Annotated in this window: 18 protein-coding genes and 1 pseudogene; 16 read left to right on the top strand and 3 right to left on the bottom strand. The window is 39.4% G+C overall.

The annotated features are described in order from the left end of the window. Positions 1-698 precede the first annotated feature (698 nt). Positions 699-1,019, top strand: a pseudogene (locus J5A74_09590) (type II toxin-antitoxin system HicB family antitoxin). 256 nt (positions 1,020-1,275) lie between these two features. On the opposite strand, the gene J5A74_09585 reads toward J5A74_09590, so the two are convergent. Continuing rightward, positions 1,276-1,875: a hypothetical protein gene (locus tag J5A74_09585; protein QUI95613.1), complete on the bottom strand. Its 600-nt coding sequence runs from the start codon at positions 1,873-1,875 to the stop codon at positions 1,276-1,278. 291 nt (positions 1,876-2,166) lie between these two features. Between J5A74_09585 and J5A74_09580 the strand changes: the two genes are divergently transcribed. Both J5A74_09580 and J5A74_09575 read left to right on the top strand, forming a co-directional pair. Then, entirely contained in the window at positions 2,167-3,441 is a 1,275-nt protein-coding gene (locus J5A74_09580) for an IS110 family transposase (protein QUI95612.1), read from the top strand. Between the two features lie 377 nt (positions 3,442-3,818). Continuing rightward, complete coding sequence (locus J5A74_09575) at positions 3,819-4,412, top strand: NYN domain-containing protein (protein ID QUI95611.1); 594 nt, start codon at positions 3,819-3,821, stop codon at positions 4,410-4,412. Positions 4,413-4,527: 115 nt separating this feature from the next. On the opposite strand, the gene J5A74_09570 is transcribed toward J5A74_09575, so the two are convergent. Both J5A74_09570 and J5A74_09565 read right to left on the bottom strand, forming a co-directional pair. After that, complete coding sequence (locus J5A74_09570) at positions 4,528-4,974, bottom strand: PH domain-containing protein (protein QUI95610.1); 447 nt, start codon at positions 4,972-4,974, stop codon at positions 4,528-4,530. A gap of 76 nt (positions 4,975-5,050) precedes the next feature. Beyond that, entirely contained in the window at positions 5,051-6,784 is a 1,734-nt protein-coding gene (locus J5A74_09565; GenBank protein ID QUI95609.1) for an NFACT family protein, read from the bottom strand. A gap of 412 nt (positions 6,785-7,196) precedes the next feature. Between J5A74_09565 and J5A74_09560 the strand changes: the two genes are divergently transcribed. The 13 genes from J5A74_09560 to J5A74_09500 all read left to right on the top strand — a co-directional run bounded on the left by J5A74_09560 (position 7,197) and on the right by J5A74_09500 (position 20,863). Continuing rightward, positions 7,197-8,084: a 4-hydroxy-tetrahydrodipicolinate synthase gene (locus tag J5A74_09560; protein ID QUI95608.1), complete on the top strand. Its 888-nt coding sequence runs from the start codon at positions 7,197-7,199 to the stop codon at positions 8,082-8,084. Positions 8,085-8,105: 21 nt separating this feature from the next. Further along, on the top strand, positions 8,106-8,867 hold the full coding sequence (locus J5A74_09555) for a 4-hydroxy-tetrahydrodipicolinate reductase (GenBank protein QUI95607.1): 762 nt from the start codon (positions 8,106-8,108) through the stop codon (positions 8,865-8,867). Positions 8,868-8,941: 74 nt separating this feature from the next. Next, entirely contained in the window at positions 8,942-9,649 is a 708-nt protein-coding gene (locus tag J5A74_09550; GenBank protein ID QUI95606.1) for a phosphoribosylaminoimidazolesuccinocarboxamide synthase, read from the top strand. A 65-nt stretch (positions 9,650-9,714) separates the two neighbouring features. Then, positions 9,715-11,166 carry an amidophosphoribosyltransferase gene (gene purF / locus J5A74_09545; protein ID QUI95605.1) on the top strand — a complete coding sequence of 484 codons (1,452 nt, stop codon included), beginning with the start codon at positions 9,715-9,717 and terminating at the stop codon, positions 11,164-11,166. 23 nt (positions 11,167-11,189) lie between these two features. After that, positions 11,190-12,623, top strand: a complete 1,434-nt coding sequence (locus tag J5A74_09540) for an adenylosuccinate lyase (GenBank protein QUI95604.1) — start codon at positions 11,190-11,192, stop codon at positions 12,621-12,623. 37 nt (positions 12,624-12,660) lie between these two features. Next, positions 12,661-13,938, top strand: coding sequence for an adenylosuccinate synthase (locus J5A74_09535; GenBank protein ID QUI95603.1), 1,278 nt, complete (start codon positions 12,661-12,663; stop codon positions 13,936-13,938). Between the two features lie 78 nt (positions 13,939-14,016). Continuing rightward, positions 14,017-15,942 carry an NAD(+) synthase gene (locus tag J5A74_09530; GenBank protein ID QUI95602.1) on the top strand — a complete coding sequence of 642 codons (1,926 nt, stop codon included), beginning with the start codon at positions 14,017-14,019 and terminating at the stop codon, positions 15,940-15,942. Next, on the top strand, positions 15,939-16,724 hold the full coding sequence (locus J5A74_09525; GenBank protein ID QUI95601.1) for an RNA methyltransferase: 786 nt from the start codon (positions 15,939-15,941) through the stop codon (positions 16,722-16,724). Before J5A74_09530 ends, J5A74_09525 begins: the two co-directional genes overlap by 4 nt. Further along, positions 16,724-17,659, top strand: coding sequence for an ornithine carbamoyltransferase (gene argF / locus J5A74_09520; protein ID QUI96884.1), 936 nt, complete (start codon positions 16,724-16,726; stop codon positions 17,657-17,659). The genes J5A74_09525 and argF overlap by 1 nt, the downstream gene beginning before the upstream one ends. Before the next feature lies 1 nt (position 17,660). Next, positions 17,661-17,957 carry a hypothetical protein gene (locus J5A74_09515; protein QUI95600.1) on the top strand — a complete coding sequence of 99 codons (297 nt, stop codon included), beginning with the start codon at positions 17,661-17,663 and terminating at the stop codon, positions 17,955-17,957. 7 nt (positions 17,958-17,964) lie between these two features. Then, complete coding sequence (locus J5A74_09510; GenBank protein QUI95599.1) at positions 17,965-18,945, top strand: biotin--[acetyl-CoA-carboxylase] ligase; 981 nt, start codon at positions 17,965-17,967, stop codon at positions 18,943-18,945. Between the two features lie 100 nt (positions 18,946-19,045). Next, a complete protein-coding gene (gene rpoD, locus J5A74_09505; GenBank protein ID QUI96883.1) occupies positions 19,046-20,227 on the top strand; it encodes an RNA polymerase sigma factor RpoD in 1,182 nt (393 codons plus the stop codon). After that, the gene (locus J5A74_09500; protein ID QUI95598.1) at positions 20,228-20,863 is read left to right on the top strand and encodes an epoxyqueuosine reductase QueH; all 636 of its coding nucleotides are present in this window, start codon (positions 20,228-20,230) and stop codon (positions 20,861-20,863) included. The last annotated feature ends 15 nt before the right edge of the window (positions 20,864-20,878 follow it).

The raw sequence follows: 20,878 nt of genomic DNA, 5'->3' as shown, positions 1-20,878 counted from the left end.
ACAAGATTAGAATTTTCAAGGTACTTCTGAGGGGGGGCAGAAGCAGTTATTCCTTCAAGTAGTGGTGAAGCTATTTAGTATATTTTATTTATGAATTTTTAAAATTGTATTAATGTATTAGATAAGATATATTATGATATAAGAGTAGAAAGGAGGTGAACAGAATGGGGAAACAAAGTTCTCGAAAGAAGAGAAAAAACTCCCATTAAAATCAATTCAGTTGTTAAATAGATTTTAATAGGAGTTGTAACCAGAACATTGGTTCATATAATTAAGCAAGTTAATTGACCTGATGTTCTAGTCTCTAAAGAGAATAATACAGAACCCATTCAAGTAAAGATGTTAATTGAAGCATTAAAAGTAGTTGCTAAAGTTATGCAAATTGTAGGCATTGTAATCATTGTTGCAAGCTTAGGTAGAGGACTCTGGTATCTGATCACGACATACTTGGACAAAAGGAGAGGGTAATGGCAACAGCACAATCAAAGGCAACAAGAAAGTATGAGACAAAAGTTAGTTGAATATCCAAGAGCTATAAGCTAAAGCGTGAGGTCGTAGGGAGGTTTGCACGGGCTTATAAAAAGTGAGATGTTAGAGGCCAATTTTAGAAAAACATTTAGGAGACATGAACAGTTGAGTGAATTTGTGGTTTATATAAGTTGTGATACAGATGATTTAAGAGGATGGTGATAATAGATATGAGAAGAAGAGATAGATATTACTATCCTGCAGTTTTTTCATATGAAAAAAAAGGGATTTCTGTTTTGTTTCCAGATTTGGATTGTGCAACTTGTGGAGACACTGATGAAGATGCCTTTGTATCTGCACAAGAATTATTAGGGTGCGTACTTCTTGGGTTAGAGGAAGATGGTGAAGATATTCCGCCAGCAAGTAAATTATCAGAAATCAAGTTAGAAAATGGGGAATATACAACTTTAGTAGATGTATTTATGCCAGCTGTAAGAAGTGTGAGCAAGACAAAATGAGCTAAATCATATAAGGGAGAGAAGACAGGATAAAAATGGTTAAATTTTACCCAGTATTTATTAAAAAAATGATTTTTATGTAGTTTATATTCCCGAAATGGTAACATTGATTGATATTGATTTTGAAATATATGAGAAAAAGTTATCGAGGGTAGAGGATAAATAAATGAATAAATAAACTGCACCATAGTCCTGCCAGATAAACTGTAAACTGGATTCAAGAATATGGTGCAATTTTGTGAAAATTATTAAACTATTTATTAAAGTTAGCGAATAAATACAAATTTACTTAATGACAGACCTGACAAGGCACATAGCCATTGGCCTGTAAAGCAGATTCGTCAGTGGAATACTTGCGATTGCCATTGCTAATCTTATTGACCATTCTACAACTTGGATAATGGTATTTTTTTGAGCTTGTGTTGACAACAAAATAGCTTCCAGAAGGAATTGTGGATGTAAGGAAGTTCGAACTTGAAGAGTTTGTACTTGCCTTACTTGTATTTTGTTGTGTGCTCTGTTGTTTTGTAGTTGTTGTTTGAGAAGCTTGGCTTTGTGCAGGCAAAGTAGTGGCAGGAATCCAAGCACCATCAAGGCCAACCTTATAGCCATCCGGTGTAGTTGTATTGGTTAGCATTGCACCATCTGCTCCGACATAGTAATTTCCAATCCAGCGAGAAGCAGCCATATATCCGCTTACATCAAAGTAATACCACTTTCCACTGATGTTTTGCCAAGAAGATTTATAATAATTTCCTGCATCATTGACGAACCACCATCCCATGTTGTCACGCTTCCATTCGTTAGCTTGAACCAAAGTAGCACTAGAGAGTGCAGTGGTTACGGTAGTAATTACTGCTAGTGTGGCAGCCAAAAACTGTTTTTTCATAAAAATCTCCATTCCGCGGGCAAGCCGCGGCACAAATAGTAATGAAAGTGTTTTACATCTCAACTCTGTGATTTAAAATATATAACAAGAAGCTATACTACAAAGCACGGGAGGTAAAGTTGTAAAAACTTTCTCTGTTTTAGACAGCATAAAAATCAGTGTAAGTTCTGTCTTTTCAAGCACAAATAAGTGGTATCATGAATCCGTACACTAAGAATTGTTAAAGCTCTTTGTTTTATTGTGTGGCAGTTCAGTCAATGGCTTCTTATCTTTTGCGAAAGGAGTTACACTATGAAAGTTACTTATCAAACCTGTTGTGGTGTCGATGTTCACAAATCTTTTCTTGTTGCCACAATCATCAAAACTACCGCCGGTATTGAACCTTCTTATCAAAAGAAGCGATTCTCTACCTTCAACAATTCTATTTTAGACTTTAAATCGTGGCTTCTTAAAAATGAATGCCATGATGTCTGTATGGAATCCACAGGTAAATACTGGGTTCCTGTCTTTAATCTTCTCGAAGATCAAATCAACGTTACCATTGCTAATCCCAAATGGGTTAAAGCTGTTAAGGGTAACAAGGACGATACCAAAGATTCTAAATGGATTGGAGACTTATTCCGACTGGGACTTGTGAAAAGCAGCTACATTCCTTGTAGGTTGATCCGTATTCTTAGAGAATACACAAGATATCGTTACAAGCTTGTTTCTTGCCGTTCAAGTGAAAAGAATAGATATCAGAATGCTCTTACTGTTTGTAATATCGCATTAGATTCTGTTGTATCCGATATCTTTGGGAAGTCATCCTCATCCATTATCGATTATCTGCTTGAACAATCAGGTACTACGATTAACCATGAAGAAATCTCTTCAAAACTTCTTAAGAGCCTCAAATCCAAAGAAGACGCTGTGATTGAATCTATCGAAGGATATCAGATGACTGATGCCCAGAAATATCGTATGCGCCTAATTCGCGCACATATGGATTATATCACAGCTGAAATCAATGATATAGATAAACAGATTGAATCTTTGATTTCTTCCGATCCTGATTATGATAAAGCTATTCGGTTACTAACTACCATTCCGGGTGTCAAACGTGATAGTGCAATTACTATCATCTCCGAAATTGGTATTGATATGTCTCAGTTTTGTAATTCTAAACGCTTATGTTGTTGGGCAGGTCTTACCCCCGGCAACAATGAATCTGCCGGTAAGAAGAAATCTGTCCGTATTACACGTGCCGGTGTCTACCTCAAACCTGCATTAGTACAGTGTGCTCATGCAGCCGTGAAATCTGACAAGTCTCCTTACTACAAAACGAAATATGAATCCCTTGTTAAACGCCGTGGCAAGAAAAGAGCTGTTATTGCCATTGCCCGTATGATTCTTATAGCCATCTACCGGATGCTGTCTACCGGAGAGGTATGGAATCCAAGCGATCTTTACAAAATCGATATGCCTGCACCTTTAGCTGAAAAACAGAAGGCTAAGGCTATCAAGCAAGCCAAAAAACTTTTACAAAAGGAAGGACTGCTTCCTCCTGATGAACCTTTAGCTTCTTGATCAATCTACTAAATCTATATCCTCAAATAAGTTGCCTACTTAAGACAGCTTATTTAAGTGCGCCGGTTTACGGCTTACCTCTACTTTCTTTCACACTAAATCCCCCCAGATTTGTAATAAAATAAAAGCATACTTAGAAATTCGCCATTAAATCAACTATTGAATTTACTATGCTTTCTTAGATTGTAAAACTTTTTTTCTGTAGTAGTCAAGCTTTTTTGTAACAGAATTATTTAGAAAAAAGTAAAGACTAGAATAAGATATCAATGGTATAATGAATCTATTCGTACAACATAGGTGCAGACTTGTTAAAATAAATAGTAGTTTGAAAATGAAAGGAAGGGTATCACAGGAAAATTTTGTGATACAGGAGAAAAATGAAAAAAAAGGCAATGATTTTTATTGATGGAAGCAATGTTTTTTATGATTGGAAGAATAGTGCAGGTCCAGGAAGAAATATGGATGTGCACCGCTTTTTAGATTGCGTGAAGAATAAGTTTTCAGATATAGATGTAATTCGAACCTATTATTTTATTAGTGAAAGTGAGCAAAATAAAAATTTCTTACAAAGTATCAATAAAATTCCATATTTTGAAGTAATTACAGGAAGACTACAACAAAAACCGATTACAATCACAGAGCGCTATGGGTTGGTTTGTCCAGAATGTGGAAAGGAAGTGACAGGACAGGTGATGACAATGACAGATAAGGGAACCGATGTCAATATTGCTGTGGAGATGATTCGCCATGCCTATGAGCATTCCTATGAAAAAGCAATTTTAATTTCGAGAGATGCGGATTTTTCTGGAGTTGTAAAGATTATTAAGAGTTTGGGGATGAATGTTGAATTAGTACTGTTTGAAGGAGCACAGACAAAGGCACAGGAATTATCTGCTGAAGTAGACAATGTTGTGGTTTTGCACAGTGATGATTATGCTGAATGTGAAATGTTATACAGTGGAGAGTACTAAGGGGAGATAGTGAATTAGTAAAGGCTTTTATAAACAAAAGACAAAAACAAATAAAACAACGACAACAGTAGAGCATCTGTTTTCGTTGTTTTTATTTGCATTTTTATGAATTGAATCAATCTAAGCCATTGAGTCGCAGGCAATTATTATATGCGAGCTCTTGCAAAGTTAGATATAACTTTTGTACATCATAGTGTTTTGGAAATTCGAGGGTGCGTGAGCAATACTCAGGTGGGCGACATTTTAAGTCTGGGGATGAAATGTAGGTGAAGGTCAGCTGGCTGTCATCAAAGCCAAAGCCTGAAGTTTCCATCTTTACATTGACAATGGAATAGAGATTAATAGATTCTACTGTCATTTTCATTCCTGTTGCGCCCTGTTGGTCTGTCATAATAATGCGTTTGTCTGTGAAAATGAGTGCATCTCGAATAAGTTTAAATCCAATTTCAATTTCTTCATCTTCCATCAAGTACATACCATATTCTTCATAGAGATCATCAATATTGACCTCGCTGTAATTGCCAATGGCGCCTTCAAATAGGCGGCGAAAGTTAAATGCCATAGAATTCCTCCTGATTTGTTTAGACTATATTTCTAGGTGATATCTTTAGGCTATATCTATAGTCTATATCCCTAAACTATAGTTCTTGAAGATGGTTAGCGGGGGTTGCAATCATTGACCAATTTGTGTGATAGATGACAAATCCAGGGGCTGCACCGGGTACTTTTTTGATATTCTTTTTCTGAATATAATCAATTTCTACCTTTTCATTGTCTCGGGCCTTTGAATAGTAGGCCGCTAGTGCAGCAGCTTCTTCAAATGTGCGATCACTCAACTCTTTATTTTCTGATTTGACAATAACATGAGACCCAGCCACACCCTTAGCGTGAAACCACCAATCATTTCCTGTGGCGACTTTAAAGGTCAATTCTTCGTTTTGGTAATTATTCTTTCCCACATAGATGTGGAATCCATCACTGGAGAGAAAATGCATCGGTTTTGAATTAATTTTAGCTTTCTTTCCAATATGGTGTTTTCGGATATAGCCAAATTCAATTAGTTCCTCTTTAATTTGAGCAAGATCTGCTTCATCTGTAGCAATATCAAGGGAGATGGCAATGGAGTTAAGATGCTCAATGTCCTGAGCAGTCTTTTGAATTTCTTCACTCAATGCCTCATCTGTTCGCTTTAATTTTGCATACTTGTCATAAAACTTTTTGGCATTGTCTGTGGCGTTGAGGGTGGGGTCAAGAGGAATGGTGATTTCCTTGTTTTCATCGTAATAATTTTCACAAGTAAATTTATCTTCACCTCCAGAGAGTGTGTAGCCATAAGTGTTGAGAAGATCACCATAGACTTTGAATTTATCCTTTTTCTTTGTATCTCTTAATTGCTTTGACTGCAAATCAAATTTTTTGACTGCACGCTCAAGGGCATTTTGAACAACTTTTCGAAGGTCAGCTGATTTTTGGCGGATGCGAGCAATATTGTCTTTGGCAGAATAAAAGTCAAAGAGCAAAGTGCTAATGGAATCATACTTTTTTATAGTAAAATCTTCACCCTGATAGCTCTCTAAAATGATGGAGCTAAACTCAAAAGGTTCGCCAGCACGGTAAATAATATTTGGTATGAAGCGACCATTTTGGATATCTTCAATGAGAAGATGAATCGTATGATAGAGATGCCTACATTCAATATCAGATAGAATATCTGTCTGATTAGATAGAGAGGCACGAGTGACCATTTCACTGGCTATCAATGGGCTGATACCAGCAAAGGACTGGTAGAGGGCCTTGACAAGAGAGAGGTTGCTCGATCGGATGATTTTTGAAAAATCCTCTTCGCTGACAGATAGAATATCTGCCTTTTTTAGTTCATCGGGAAGAAAGTATTTTCGTCCCGGAAGAACCTCTCGAAGAGAGCTGACTTGTGCGGGGACACGCTTAATACTATCAATAATATTGTCGTCATTGTCAGTAAAAATAATATTAGAATATTTACCCATTAATTCGACATAGAGCTTTTTTTGACACACATCGCCGAGCTCATCGAGATGTTCAAAGTGAAAACAGACAATGCGTTCTAGTCCAAGTTGAGTGATGGATAAAATTCTTGCCGATCCGATATGTTTTCTTAGGAGCATACAAAATGCAGGTGCGGTCATCGGGCTTGGTTTGTTGACCTGTGTCAAATAGAGCAGGGGGAGGGAGGGACTTGCTGAAATTAAAAGTCTCTGTGTGCTTTTTCCTGCTTTAATGGTAAAAATCAATTCATCCTTGTCGGGCATAGCAATTTTATTAATTCTTCCGCCAGATAGCGAATTTGAAAGTTCGTGGGTAATATTGGAGATTACAAATCCATCAAGTGCCATAAAAATTCCTTTCTTAAAGCAATAGGTTTATTCTTCTTTCTATTTTACCATTTGTGGGAATTTTAGGCAAATGAGATTCTGGCATATTGACAAGTCTTTGAAAGGGTGATACCATAAAAACGGATATGTGAGAAATATGTAGAAAATATATGAGCGATATATGAGAAAAGTAGAGGTTGCGTTGCCGATGAGTAGTCATTTTGACATTGTAAAGAGTGGATGATAAATGACAAAAGGCGGAGACGCCGAAGGCACGGATGCTTTACCTGAAGTGGCCTGGGGGTATGTGGAATACGCATACAACTGTCATCAGTAGATGGGGAGCTACGACATCTTTTACAAGTGGAGGAGTTGGCTTTCTGTGGCCAGCTCTATTTTTTTGAAAATATATGATAATGATAAGGAGAAAAAAATGGCAGTATTTACAGGTGCTGGAGTCGCTTTGGTGACCCCAATGAATGAAGATGGAAGTGTAAATTTTGAAAAGTTAGCTGAAGTTTTGGAGGAACAGATCGCAGGGAAGACAGATGCGATTATTAGCTGTGGTACAACAGGTGAAGCAGCTACATTGACAACGGAGGAGCATCTTGAAGTCATTAAGAGAACGGTGGAGATTGTAGGAGGAAGAGTACCTGTGATCGCTGGAACAGGCTCAAATTGTACAAAAACAGCCATCTATCAATCACAGGAAGCACAAAAGTATGGGGCGGATGCTCTCCTTTTAGTGACACCATATTACAATAAGTGCACACAAAAGGGGTTGATTGAACATTTTACTGCAGTGGCCAATGCAGTCAGCATTCCTGTGATTCTTTATAATGTGCCAAGTCGTACAGGAGTGAATATTGCACCAGAGACGACAGCTTATTTAGTAAAGAATGTAAAAAACATTGTGGGTGTAAAGGAAGCAAGTGGAGATTTGGGAGCTATTGCAAAGATCTTTAAGCTCTGCGAAGGCGTGGATATTGACCTGTATTCTGGAAATGACGATCAGGTTGTGCCAATTATGTCCTTGGGCGGAAAGGGCGTGATTTCTGTGCTCAGCAATGTGGCACCAAAGCAGACACATGATATGTGTCAGGCTGCACTGGATGGAGACTTTGCGACAGCAGCAAAGATTCAGATAGAAGCTTTAGATGTCATCAATTTACTATTTTGTGAGGTGAATCCAATTCCTGTAAAGGCAGCAATGAATTTACAGGGAAAGAATGTCGGAGGACTTCGACTTCCACTGACAGAGATGGAAGAAGAGCACAAGAAAAAGTTAGAGGCAGCGATGCGAGCATACCATTTACTATAATTTTTAGCTGAGGGAGAAAAGATGACAAGAATTATTATGCATGGTTGCAATGGAGCAATGGGACGAGTAATCTCAGAGCTTCTTGCAGGGAATACAGATACAAAGATTGTAGCAGGAGTAGATTTGCAGGGAGAGAAGCTTTTTGACTATCCTGTGTTTACTTCGTTAGAAAGTATTGATGTGGAGGCAGATGTCATTATTGATTTTGCCTCAGCAAAGGCAATTGATGGATTGCTTGATTATGTGGAGGCAAAAAAGATCCCGGTTGTATTGTGTACGACAGGTCTTTCCAATGAGCAATTGGAGAGAGTAGAAAAAGTGAGTCAATCGGTAGCTGTGCTTCGCTCTGCCAATATGTCTCTTGGCATTAATTTATTGTTAAAATTAGTTAAAGAGGCAGCAGAAGTGTTGACAAAGGCCGGTTTTGACATGGAGATTGTAGAAAAGCATCATAGAAGAAAACTTGATGCGCCAAGTGGAACGGCACTTGCACTTGCCGATGCTATTAATGAACAGATGAATGGGGAGTATGAGTATACATTTGATCGTTCACAGCGCCATGAGCCAAGAAGAGAGAAGGAAATTGGAATTTCTGCAGTGCGAGCAGGCAGTATTGTGGGGGATCACGATGTGATTTATGCAGGAGAAGATGAGGTTGTGACGATTTCTCATACAGCCTATTCGAGAAAGATTTTTGCCAAGGGAGCTATTGCGGCTGCAGAGTATTTATCTGGAAAAAAAGCAGGAATGTATTCTATGGCAGATGTCATTGACAAAAAATAATTGCAAACCAGATAAGCGTGTATTATACTTATAGAGATTGGCAATGGAAATATGTGATATTGAAAGGGATTGGGATGGAAAAACTGGAATTATTATACGAGGGAAAGACAAAAAATCTCTATAAGACAGACAGTGCAGACATTGGGATTTTGTCATTTACAGATGAAATCACTGCGATGGGGGGAGAAAAAAGAGAGACCATTGTTGGAAAAGGTGCTGTCAATAATAAGGTGTCTAACCGCATTTTTCAGATTCTTTCAGCAAAGGGAATCCCAACACATTATGTGGAAGAATTCAATGAGACAGAGACTGCTGTGAAAAGGGCTTCGACAATTTTGTTAAAGGTAGTGGTGAGGAATTACTCAGCAGGAAAGTTTGCTGAGCGAACAGGAATTGAAGAAGGGGTGAAATTAAAAATGCCCGTTCTTGAATTTGCTTATAAAAATGATAAGCTAGGAGAGCCAATGATTAATGGCTACTATGCACTAGCTTTGGATATCATCACACAGGATGAGATAGACAAGATTGCAACATATGCATTTAAAATCAATGAAATTTTAATTGATTATTTTGGCAGCAAGGGAATTGATTTAATCGATTTTAAGATTGAGTTTGGAAGATATCATGGTGAGATTATTCTGATTGATGAGATTTCTCCAGATACTTGTAGACTTTGGGATAAGCAAACACATGTAAAGCTAGATAAGGATCGATTTAAGCGTGACCTTGGAAATGTACAAGATGCGTATCAAGAAGTGTTTAAACGTCTTGGCATTATGTAGTTATGCAGGAGGACACAAATCGTCCTCCTGTTTGTTGTTAAGTTTGAGGGAAGGGTCAATGGATTATGGGAAATTTACACGAAGAATGTGGCGTTTTTGGTATGTACGATATGAATGGTGGCAATGTGGCCAATAGTATTTACTATGGGCTATTTGCCTTACAGCACCGAGGACAGGAAAGCTGTGGAATTGCAGTGACTGACACAAAGGGAAAAAAAGGCAGTTACCATGTCTACAAGGGAATGGGACTTTGCAATGAAGTATTTACACCAGAGATTTTAGAGAATTTAAAAGGAAATGTTGGTGTGGGTCATGTGCGCTATTCGACAGCAGGTTCTTCGACAAGAGAGAATGCACAGCCTTTGGTTTTAAGTTATGTGAAGGGAATTCTTGGAATGGCACATAATGGAAATTTGGTTAATGCACCACAGCTAAGAGAAGAGCTTGCTTATACTGGAGCAATTTTTCAAACGACCATTGATTCTGAGGTTATTGCCTATCTCATCGCTAGGGAGAGAATTAAGACAAGTTCTGTAGAAGAGGCGATAGGCAATACCATGAACAAACTACAGGGAGCTTATTCACTCGTGGTGATGAGTCCGAGAAAGCTAGTGGGTGCAAGAGACCCACAGGGGTTTAAGCCACTTTGCATAGGAAAGAGGGAAAACACCTATATTCTTTCCTCAGAGACATGTGCATTGGACACGATTGGTGCTGAGTTTGTGCGTGATGTTGAACCTGGAGAAATTGTAACCATTTCTAGTGATGGAATTGCTTCGGACAAGTCAAGATGTGTAAGAGAAAAACAAGCAAGATGTGTATTTGAATATATCTATTTTGCCAGACCAGATAGTGTATTTGATGGTGTGGGCGTGTATGAAAGTCGAATAAAGGCAGGAAGATTCCTCGCAATGGATGAGCCTGTAGAGGCAGATATTGTCGTTGGTGTTCCTGAGTCTGGCAATGCGGCAGCGCTTGGCTATGCGATGGAATCAGGAATTCCTTACGGTGTAGCTTTTGTAAAGAATAGTTATGTCGGAAGAACCTTCATTAAGCCAAAACAAAGCTCAAGGGAAAGTGCTGTTCGTGTCAAACTCAATGTATTGAGGAGTGCTGTTGAAGGAAAGCGAGTGATTATGATTGATGATTCAATTGTCAGGGGAACAACTAGTTCTTTGATTGTCAATCAATTGCGAGAGGCGGGAGCAAAGGAAGTACATTTAAAGGTGAGTGCTCCTCCATTTTTGCATCCTTGCTATTTCGGAACAGATATTCCAAATGAACAACAACTGATTGCCCACAATCGCACAGTTGATGAAATTTGCAAGGCGATTGGAGCAGATAGTTTATCTTACTTGAGGATGGATAGATTAAAGGAATTATCAAATGGTCTTCCAATTTGTACGGCGTGCTTTAGTGCGGATTATCCGATTGAACCACCAAAAGAAGATATTCGAGGAGAATATTTTGACAAGGGCAGTGATAGCTGTGGAGCACCAAAAAAGCTTGAACAATGAGATATTGAGAAAGGAAAAGATCTATGTATAATAAATATGTAAGTCCACTTTCAGAGCGCTATGCGAGTAAACAGATGCAATATATCTTTTCTCCAGATAAGAAATTTAAGACTTGGAGAAAATTATGGATTGCACTTGCAGAGACTGAGCGAGAACTTGGTCTTGAGCAGATTACACAAGAGATGATTGATGAATTAAAGGCACATCAAGATGATATCAATTTTGCGGAGGCTAAGGAGAGAGAAAAGATTGTTCGTCATGATGTTATGAGCCATGTCTATGCCTATGGATTACAATGTCCAAAAGCCAAAGGCATTATTCATCTTGGAGCAACGAGTTGCTATGTGGGGGACAACACAGATATCATTGTGATGACAGAGGCGTTGAAGCTTGTTCGAGTAAAATTAGTCAATGTGATGAATGAGTTGTCCAAGTTTGCAATGGAATACAAGGATATGCCGACACTTGCATTTACTCACTTCCAGCCAGCACAGCCAACAACAGTTGGAAAGCGAGCAACACTTTGGCTACATGAATTTTATCTTGATTACTTGGATCTTTGCTATGTGATTGATTCCATGAAGCTTTTGGGGTGCAAGGGAACAACAGGTACACAGGCCTCATTTGTGGAGTTGTTTTCCGGAGATGATGAAAAAATCAAAAAATTAGATAGCATGATTGCACAAAAAATGGGATTTCAAGATTGCTATCCTGTATCTGGTCAAACTTATTCCAGAAAAATAGATACTCGTGTGTTGAATGTTTTGGCAGGAATTGCACAGTCTGCACATAAGTTCTCCAATGATATTCGCTTATTACAGCATTTAAAGGAGATTGAGGAGCCGTTTGAAAAGACACAAATTGGTTCATCAGCAATGGCGTATAAGAGGAATCCAATGCGCAGTGAGAGAATTGCTTCACTGTCTAATTTTGTGATGAGCAATGTAATGAATCCAATGCTCGTGGCTTCTACACAGTGGTTTGAAAGAACATTAGATGATTCAGCAAATAAGAGATTATCTGTGCCTGAGGGATTTTTGGCCATTGATGGTATTTTAGATCTTTGTCTCAATGTGGTCGATGGACTTGTGGTTTATCCGAAGGTAATTGAAAAGCGTCTGATGGCTGAGCTACCATTTATGGCGACAGAAAATATTATGATGGATGCTGTAAAAATGGGTGGAGATCGTCAGGAGTTACATGAGAGAATTCGTGAGCTTTCTATGGAAGCAGGAAGACAGGTAAAGGTTGAGGGCAAAGAAAATAATTTGCTCGATTTGATTGCAGAGGATCCAATGTTCAATTTGACAAGAGAAGAGTTGGAAAAGACAATGGATCCGACAAAGTATGTGGGACGCTGTCCGCAACAGGTGGTTGAATTTGTTGAGGAATGTATCTCACCAATTTTAGAGGAATATAGAGACGAGCTTGGCAAAACGGCCCAGATCAATGTTTAATAGTGTATAATTAATTTTATTTTTTGGAGGTTTTTTCATGGTAAGAGCGATTGTTGGTGCGAACTGGGGAGATGAAGGCAAGGGAAAAATTACAGATATGCTTGCTGAAGAGGCAGATATTATTGTTCGATTTCAGGGGGGCAGCAATGCTGGTCATACAATTATCAACAATTATGGCAAGTTTGCACTTCATTTGCTGCCATCGGGTGTGTTCTATCAGCACACAACAAGTATTATTGGCAATGGAGTTGCCTTAAATATTCCTTATCTATTAAAGGAAATCAATTCAATTGTAGAAAAGGGCGTGCCAACACCAAAGGTCTTGGTTTCTGATCGCGCACAGATTTTGATGCCATACCATATTTTGCAGGACACTTATGAGGAGGCTAGACTTGCAGGAAAAGCGTATGGTTCAACAAAGTCAGGAATTGCACCATTTTATTCCGATAAGTATGCAAAGATTGGCATTCAAGTCAGTGAATTATTTGATGATGAAATTTTGGCAGAAAAAGTTGAAAAGATTTGTACATTAAAGAATGTTCTCTTTGTCAATCTCTATCATCAACCAGAGTTAAATCCAAAGGAATTGATGGATACTTTACATGAATATAGAGATATGATTGCACCTTATGTATGTGATGTGAGTGCCTATTTATATGAGGCCTTGAAGGCTGGAAAAAAAGTCCTCCTTGAGGGCCAGCTTGGTTCGCTAAAGGATCCGGATCATGGAATTTATCCAATGGTAACTTCTTCTTCGACATTGGCCGCTTATGGAGCGATTGGTGCTGGAATTGCCCCATATGAGATTACAGATATTATCACAGTGGTCAAGGCCTATTCAAGTGCAGTGGGGGCTGGTGAATTTGTCAGTGAGATCTTAGATGAGGCAGTAGCAGATGAGTTGAGACACAGAGGAGGAGATGGCGGAGAGTTTGGTGCTACAACAGGTCGTCCAAGAAGAATGGGATGGTTTGATGCAGTGGCTTCTCGCTATGGTTGTCGAATTCAAGGAGCAACAGAGGTTGCCCTCACTGTTTTGGATGTCCTTGGATATTTAAAAGAGATTCCTGTTTGTATTGGATATGAAATTGATGGAGAGGTCGTTAAGGACTTCCCAGTGACAGCAAAGTTAAAGAAGGCAAAGCCAGTGTATGATTACCTTCCAGGTTGGAATTGTGAAATTCGTGGTATTAAAAAGTATGAGGATTTGCCAGAGAACTGTAGAAATTATATCGAGTATATCGAAAGAGAACTTGGTGTGCCAGTAAAGATGGTCAGCAATGGACCAGGTAGAGAAGATATTATTTATAGATAGTAAGACATAGGGAAGGAGGGGCTGTGAAACAAAAAAATTCACAGTCCCTATTTCTGCTATGTTGATATGAGGGATAGCATGAGAGATGGTTTTATAAAAGTGGCTGCAGTGACACCAAAGGTTGTCGTTGCAGATGTAGATCACAATAAAAGTGTGGTGTGGATGGCGATGCAGGAGCAAATGGCAACGGGCACAAAGATTTGTGTATTTCCAGAACTGGTGCTCTCTGCCTATACTTGCAATGATTTATTTTTTCAAAGACCACTGATTGAAGAGGCAAAATTTGCACTCAAAGAGATTGTGGAAAAATCAAATGGCAGTGACATGGTCAGCTTTATTGGTCTGCCATTTGCAGTGGGTGGAAAACTATATAATTGTGCGGCCATTGTGCAAAATGGACATTTGCTCGGTTTAGTGCCAAAGCAAAATTATCCTAATTATGGGGAATTTTATGAAAAACGCTATTTTTGTGATGGCAATGCTAGAGTGAGAATGATTGATTTTTTTGGCGAGAAGGTACCATTTGGGGCAAATATTCTTCTTTGTTGTGAAAATATTCCAGAACTTGTCATAGCGGCAGAAATTTGTGAGGATGTCTGGGTTCCCGACCCGCCAAGTACGCATCATGCCCTTGCTGGTGCAACGGTGATTGCCAACACTTCGGCCTCAGATGAGATGGTAGGAAAGAGTGGTTATCGGGAGAGTTTGATTGCCAATCAGTCGGCTAGGCTTGTGGCAGCCTATATTTATGCCAATGCTGGAGAGGGAGAGAGCACTCAGGATGTGGTCTTTGGTGGCCACAATATGATTGCAGAAAATGGAAGCATACTTGCAAAGTCAAAACTATTTATTGGTGGGGCTGTGGTATCAGAAATTGATGTGCAAAAACTGATGGCGGAGCGAAGAAAGATGACGACTTATCCGAGGGAGCAGGACGAGGAATATCTGCGTATTCCTTTTTCTTTGCAGATGCAGGAAGTAGAATTGACTCGCTTTATTGATCCATCACCTTTTGTGCCTTCAGATGTTCAAAGGCGAAATGAACGCTGTGAAGAGATTATGATGATTCAAGCGATGGGACTAAAAAAGCGCTTAGAGCACACCAAGGCCAAATGTGTAGTTCTTGGCATTTCAGGAGGACTGGATTCGACATTGGCTCTTCTTGTATGTGCAAAGGCTTTTGATCTATTGAGTATAGAAAGAAGTCGAATTCATGCCATTACTATGCCTGGGTTTGGAACGACAGATCGAACCTATCAAAATGCCTGTAAGTTGACAAAAGAGTTGGGAGCAAGTTTAGAAGAAATTTCAATCTGTGAGTCTGTACTACAGCATTTTAAGGATATCCACCAAGATGTCAATTGTCACGATGTCACCTACGAGAATGCACAGGCAAGGGAAAGAACGCAAATTTTAATGGATATTGCCAATCGGGATAATGGGCTTGTCATTGGAACAGGAGATTTGTCAGAACTTGCCCTTGGATGGGCGACCTACAATGGGGATCATATGTCGATGTATGCAGTCAATGTCTCTGTTCCAAAGACATTGGTTCGATATTTAGTAGATTATTATGCTCAGACAACAAAAGAAAAGCAAGTTTCTGCGATTTTAAAGGATGTCCTTGACACACCGGTCAGCCCCGAACTATTACCTCCAGTGGATGGAAAGATTAGTCAAAAGACAGAAGATTTGGTTGGCCCTTATGAATTACATGATTTTTATTTGTATTCTATGTTTCGATTTGGTTTTTCTCCAAGAAAGATTTATCGCTTGGCTTGCCTAGCTTTTGGCAAGGAGTATGACAAGAAGACCATTTATCGCTGGCTGAGGACATTTTATTGGAGGTTTTTTGCTCAACAATTTAAGCGTTCCTGCCTTCCAGATGGTCCAAAAGTTGGAAGTGTGGCGGTGTCTCCAAGGGGAGATTTACGCATGCCATCCGATGCTTCCGCACAGGTTTGGCTGAAAGAATTAGAAGAAATTGAGGAGAATTTGGAGTGATTGAAGCGACAAGCAATAAGAGGGTAAGGGAAGTCGTCAATTTGCGGAAAAAAGCATCCTATCGAAGAGAAAAGGGACTCTTTACTGTGGAGGGCCAGCGCATTTTTGAGGAGGTGCCCATAGAAGAAGTTAGGGAAGTCTATGTGACAGAAAATTTTTTGAAAAATGCTAAGGCAGAAATAAGAGAAAAATTGGAAAGACTCAAATGTGAGCTGGTCTCGGAGACAGTTTTTTCATTGATGAGCGATACCAAGACACCGCAGGGAGTGCTTGCCGTAGTCAAGCAAAGAAAGTATTGTCTCGAAGAGATTTTAGCGACAGAAAAACAGCAGTTGCTTATTTTGGAGCGACTTCAAGATCCAGGAAATTTGGGAACGATTATTCGTGCAGGTGAGGGAGCAGGTCTTACCGGTGTAATTATGAGTGGGGATACGGCAGATATTTATAATCCGAAGGTGATCCGCTCGACTATGGGATCTATTTTTCGAGTTCCATTTGTCTATGTAGAGGATTTGGGCAATGCCATTGAAAAAATGAAGGAGACAGGGATTAAAGTATATGCCGCACATCTGCAGGGAGAACATAGCTATGATAGAGAGGATTATACTCACTCCAGTGCATTTTTGATTGGCAATGAGGCCAATGGATTGACACAGGATGTAGCAAGGCATGCGACACATTATATTCGGATTCCAATGTTAGGTCAGTTGGAGTCCTTAAATGCTGCTGTAGCAGCATCTATTTTGATGTATGAATTGGCAAGACAAAGAAGGGGAGAATGATGAATTTAAAGGGAAGAAATTTTATCACATTAAAAGATTTTACACCAGAGGAAATTGAATATTTACTTGATTTGGCTGCAAAGTTAAAGGCGGACAAAAAAAGGGGCATTACAGGAAATTCATTGAAGGGCAAAAATATTGCATTGATTTTTGAAAAGCCATCGACAAGAACACGCTGTGCCTTTGTTGTCGGTGCAAGGGATGAGGGAGGATTTCCTGAGTACCTTGGAAAAGATGATATTCAGCTTGGTCACAAGGAGAGCGTGGCGGATACGGCGAGAGTATTGGGAAGAATGTTTGATGGCATTGAATTTCGTGGCTTTGCCCATAAAACGGTGGAGGAACTTGCAAAATATGCAGGTGTACCTGTGTGGAATGGTTTGACGGATGAGTATCATCCAACCCAGATCCTTGCTGACCTTTTGACTATGCAGGAGCACTTTGGGCATTTAAAGGGACTTCATTTTGTCTATGCGGGAGATGGAAGAAACAATATGGCCAATTCTCTCATGATTGGTATGACAAAGATGGGAGTAAACTTTACGATTATTGCACCAAAGGCATTACAGCCAACAAAGGAATTAGTTGAGCTTTGTAAGGGATATGCAAAGGAATCAGGTGCCAAATTGCAGATCAGCGATGATGTTTTGGCAGTAAAAGATGCAGATGTAATCTATACAGATGTGTGGGCTTCTATGGGCGAAGAAGATAAGGCAAAGGAGCGTATTGAATTGCTTAGTCCTTATCAAGTCAATGCAAAATTAATGGCAAGCACGGGAAAGGACAGCACGATCTTTATGCACTGCTTACCAGCGGTAAAGGGCAAGGAAGTGACAGAGGATGTCTTTGAGAAATATGCGGATGTCGTCTTTGATGAGGCGGAGAATCGCATGCATACTATTAAGGCCGTGATGGTCGCCACATTGGGAAATTAATATGGCAGATTTAGGAAGAAAAAAGAGCAGAGAGACGATGGTACTTATGGATGCTCTGCGAATTTTGGCAAGTGTCGTCATTATGATTTTGTCTATTTTCGCTTTTTTGGATCCAGAAGGACATCGAGTCTTTTTCCCTATCATCTTTGCTCTTGCGTCAGCATTAAACTTTGTTGCGGCAAAACGTAGATGGCAATATAGGATGAGAGAAAAGAGGATTATGGTCAGCTTCATACTGAATTTACTTGCAGGAATTTTCTTGGTTGTTGTTGCTTTTTTGAGTTTAGTGAGTATGTAGGAGAAAGATGAAGGAAAAAGTTTTAGAATTACTTGAAAATGCTACAGGTTATCTCTCAGGACAACATATTAGCGAGATGTTAAATGTTTCGCGGACAGCGGTGTGGAAAAATATTGTTGCTCTGAGAGAAGATGGATATGAATTTGATGCAGTGAATAAGAGGGGGTATCGCTTGACAAAAAGGGGCGATTTATTTTCAGAAAAACGAATTGCTCATTGGTTGGAGGTTTATGGGGCAAATTACAGGGTACATTTTAAAGAAACTGTAAATTCAACCAATGCCTGGGCAAAAGCTTTTGCAGAAAATGGTGATGAAAATATATTGTGTGTGGCAGATGAGCAAAGTGGTGGTCGAGGACGAAGGGGAAGAGCTTGGGCTTCAAAAAAGGGGCAGGATATTTTTATGAGTCTTCTTATTAATGAAAGGGCATTAAAAACAGAAAATGCATCTATGTTGACCTTAGTTGCGGCCTTGGCTGTTGTAGCAGGCATCAAGGAATTGACAGGATTGGAGCCATTCATTAAGTGGCCAAATGATATTGTAATTCAAGGGAAAAAGCTCTGTGGGATTTTGACGGAGATGAGTGCCGATGTAGATGGTCTTCGCTATTGTGTATGTGGAATTGGCATCAATGTCAATGGCAAGGAATTTCCTGAGGAAATTAAAGATAAGGCAACCTCTTTGTACTTGGAGAGCACACAGCAGATAGAACGTGCACAGTTGACGGCTTTGATTGCAAAAAAATTCTTAAAGTATATGGCTATTTTTATGGAGACACAGGATTTTTCCCAATTAAAGAAGGAATATGAAGCTTTACTTGTAAACAAGGGCAAAAAGGTCAAAGTTTTGGATTCCAAGGGGGAATACATTGCGACAGCCAAAGGAATTGATAAAAGAGGAGAACTTTTGGTCTGTACAGAAGATGGAGAAATGAAAACGATTTTTAGTGGTGAAGTAAGCGTGCGAGGTGTGCATGGCTATTGCTAGTTGACATTTGTGCCAATTGGCGTTATAATGAATTGCTACACTGTAAACAATTTTTTATAGAAAAGGATGTGGCTTAGTGGAAAATAAGAGTACAAAGGCAGTGGCTACAACAGAAGGTAAAAACAAGACAAAAAGTGCTTCGCAAGAGGAATTTTTGGAAAAGTTGAATAAGCTTTTGGAGTTGGCCAAGAGCAAGGATAACAAGCTAACTTATGGAGAAATCAACGACTATTTTGAAGGTGAAGAATTGCAAAGTGATAGCATGGATCAAATCTATGCCTATTTGGATATTCATAACATTGAGGTGGTCGAGGATATTCCAGAGGAAGTTCCTGTAGACATTGGCAAAATTACTGATGAATCTGCACTTTTAGTGGATGATGAGGACGATGAGTTTGAACATGATTCCGAGGAAGAGGAGATTGACCTTAGTGCAATTGATATTCTTGAAGGTGTTGGCACAGAAGATCCTGTCCGCATGTATTTAAAGGAGATTGGTACAGTGCCTCTTCTCACAACAGAGGAGGAGTTAAATCTTGCAAAGCGCAAGCAAGAGGGTGATGAATATGCGAAGCAAAAGCTAATTGAGGCAAACCTTCGACTTGTCGTCAGTATTGCAAAGCGCTATACAGGGCGTGGAATGAGTTTTCTTGACCTTGTTCAAGAGGGAAATTTAGGTTTAATCAAAGGTGTTGAGAAGTTTGATTATACCAAGGGATTTAAGCTTTCTACCTATGCGACTTGGTGGATTCGTCAGTCTGTGACAAGAGCCCTTGCTGATCAGGCTAGAACGATTCGTGTGCCAGTGCATATGGTTGAGACAATTAATAAGATGAGTAAGATGCAAAGAAAGCTTACTTTGGAGCTTGGGTATGAGCCAAGTGTGACAGAGCTTGCTGATGCACTCGGTATGACTGAAGAAAAAGTGATGGAAATTATGCAAATTGCAAGAGAGCCAGCTTCACTGGAAACTCCAATTGGTGAAGAAGATGATTCAAATCTTGGTGATTTTGTTGCTGATTCCAATGTGCTCACACCAGAAGGAAATGTGGAGTCTGTTATGCTCAGAGAGCATATCGATGCATTGCTTGGAGATCTTAAGGAGAGGGAAAGGCAAGTAATTGTATTGCGCTTTGGACTTGAAGATGGGCATCCAAGAACACTCGAGGAAGTTGGTAAGGAATTCAAAGTAACAAGAGAGAGAATCCGCCAGATTGAAGCAAAGGCATTGCGCAAGTTGAGAAATCCAGTGCGTTCAAAGAGAATAAGGGACTTTTTATAAATGAATGTGAGAAATTTACAAAAGGAACTAGAAGGCATTATCAAGAGCAATGAAGCTTCGGGAATTTATCCGAAGCTTCTTTTGCACGCTTGTTGTGCCCCATGTTCTTCTTATTGTATGGAATATCTAAATTCAAAATTTGATATTACAGTGTTTTATTACAATCCAAATATTGATGATCCCAAGGAATATCGTCTCCGTGTAGATGAGGAAAAGCGTCTAATTGCCAGTATGCCATTTGAGCGTGAAGTAAAATTTATTGAGGGAAAGTATAATCCTGAGCAATTTCATGAGATGGCCAGAGGACATGAGACCGATCCTGAGGGGAGTGAACGCTGTTTTATGTGCTATGAAATGCGACTTCGGGAGGCGGCAAAATTAGCAGCAGAGGGAGGATTTGATTACTTCACCACTGCTTTAAGCATTAGTCCGCTGAAAAATTCAGCTAAATTATGTGAAATTGGTGAAAAGGTAGGAAAAGAATATGGAGTCAGCTATCTGCCATCCGATTTTAAAAAGAAAAATGGATATAAGCGTTCAACAGAATTGTCTAAAGAATATGACTTGTATCGACAGGACTATTGCGGATGTTCGTACTCCAAAAGAGAAGTGAGAGAACGAAAGAAAAATTTGTAAAATTCTTTGACTATT

The sequence above is a fragment of the Lachnospiraceae bacterium oral taxon 096 genome (assembly GCA_018141845.1).
GTDB lineage: Bacteria > Bacillota > Clostridia > Lachnospirales > Lachnospiraceae > F0428.
The sequence above is the reverse complement of the archived record's forward strand: the minus strand, read 5'-3'. Positions and strand labels throughout refer to the sequence as shown.

What these genes read in the sequence shown, in the direction of transcription:
- J5A74_09585 (QUI95613.1), bottom strand. Translation starts at nt 1,875, where the DNA reads ATGAAAAAACAGTTTTTGGCTGCCACACTAGCAGTAATTACTACCGTA.
- J5A74_09575 (QUI95611.1), top strand. Translation starts at nt 3,819, where the DNA reads ATGAAAAAAAAGGCAATGATTTTTATTGATGGAAGCAATGTTTTTTAT.
- J5A74_09540 (QUI95604.1), top strand. Translation starts at nt 11,190, where the DNA reads ATGTATAATAAATATGTAAGTCCACTTTCAGAGCGCTATGCGAGTAAA.
- J5A74_09580 (QUI95612.1), top strand. Translation starts at nt 2,167, where the DNA reads ATGAAAGTTACTTATCAAACCTGTTGTGGTGTCGATGTTCACAAATCT.
- J5A74_09510 (QUI95599.1), top strand. Translation starts at nt 17,965, where the DNA reads ATGAAGGAAAAAGTTTTAGAATTACTTGAAAATGCTACAGGTTATCTC.
- J5A74_09550 (QUI95606.1), top strand. Translation starts at nt 8,942, where the DNA reads ATGGAAAAACTGGAATTATTATACGAGGGAAAGACAAAAAATCTCTAT.
- purF (QUI95605.1), top strand. Translation starts at nt 9,715, where the DNA reads ATGGGAAATTTACACGAAGAATGTGGCGTTTTTGGTATGTACGATATG.
- J5A74_09555 (QUI95607.1), top strand. Translation starts at nt 8,106, where the DNA reads ATGACAAGAATTATTATGCATGGTTGCAATGGAGCAATGGGACGAGTA.
- J5A74_09570 (QUI95610.1), bottom strand. Translation starts at nt 4,974, where the DNA reads ATGGCATTTAACTTTCGCCGCCTATTTGAAGGCGCCATTGGCAATTAC.
- J5A74_09535 (QUI95603.1), top strand. Translation starts at nt 12,661, where the DNA reads ATGGTAAGAGCGATTGTTGGTGCGAACTGGGGAGATGAAGGCAAGGGA.
- J5A74_09500 (QUI95598.1), top strand. Translation starts at nt 20,228, where the DNA reads ATGAATGTGAGAAATTTACAAAAGGAACTAGAAGGCATTATCAAGAGC.
- argF (QUI96884.1), top strand. Translation starts at nt 16,724, where the DNA reads ATGAATTTAAAGGGAAGAAATTTTATCACATTAAAAGATTTTACACCA.
- J5A74_09515 (QUI95600.1), top strand. Translation starts at nt 17,661, where the DNA reads ATGGCAGATTTAGGAAGAAAAAAGAGCAGAGAGACGATGGTACTTATG.
- J5A74_09560 (QUI95608.1), top strand. Translation starts at nt 7,197, where the DNA reads ATGGCAGTATTTACAGGTGCTGGAGTCGCTTTGGTGACCCCAATGAAT.
- J5A74_09530 (QUI95602.1), top strand. Translation starts at nt 14,017, where the DNA reads ATGAGAGATGGTTTTATAAAAGTGGCTGCAGTGACACCAAAGGTTGTC.
- J5A74_09565 (QUI95609.1), bottom strand. Translation starts at nt 6,784, where the DNA reads ATGGCACTTGATGGATTTGTAATCTCCAATATTACCCACGAACTTTCA.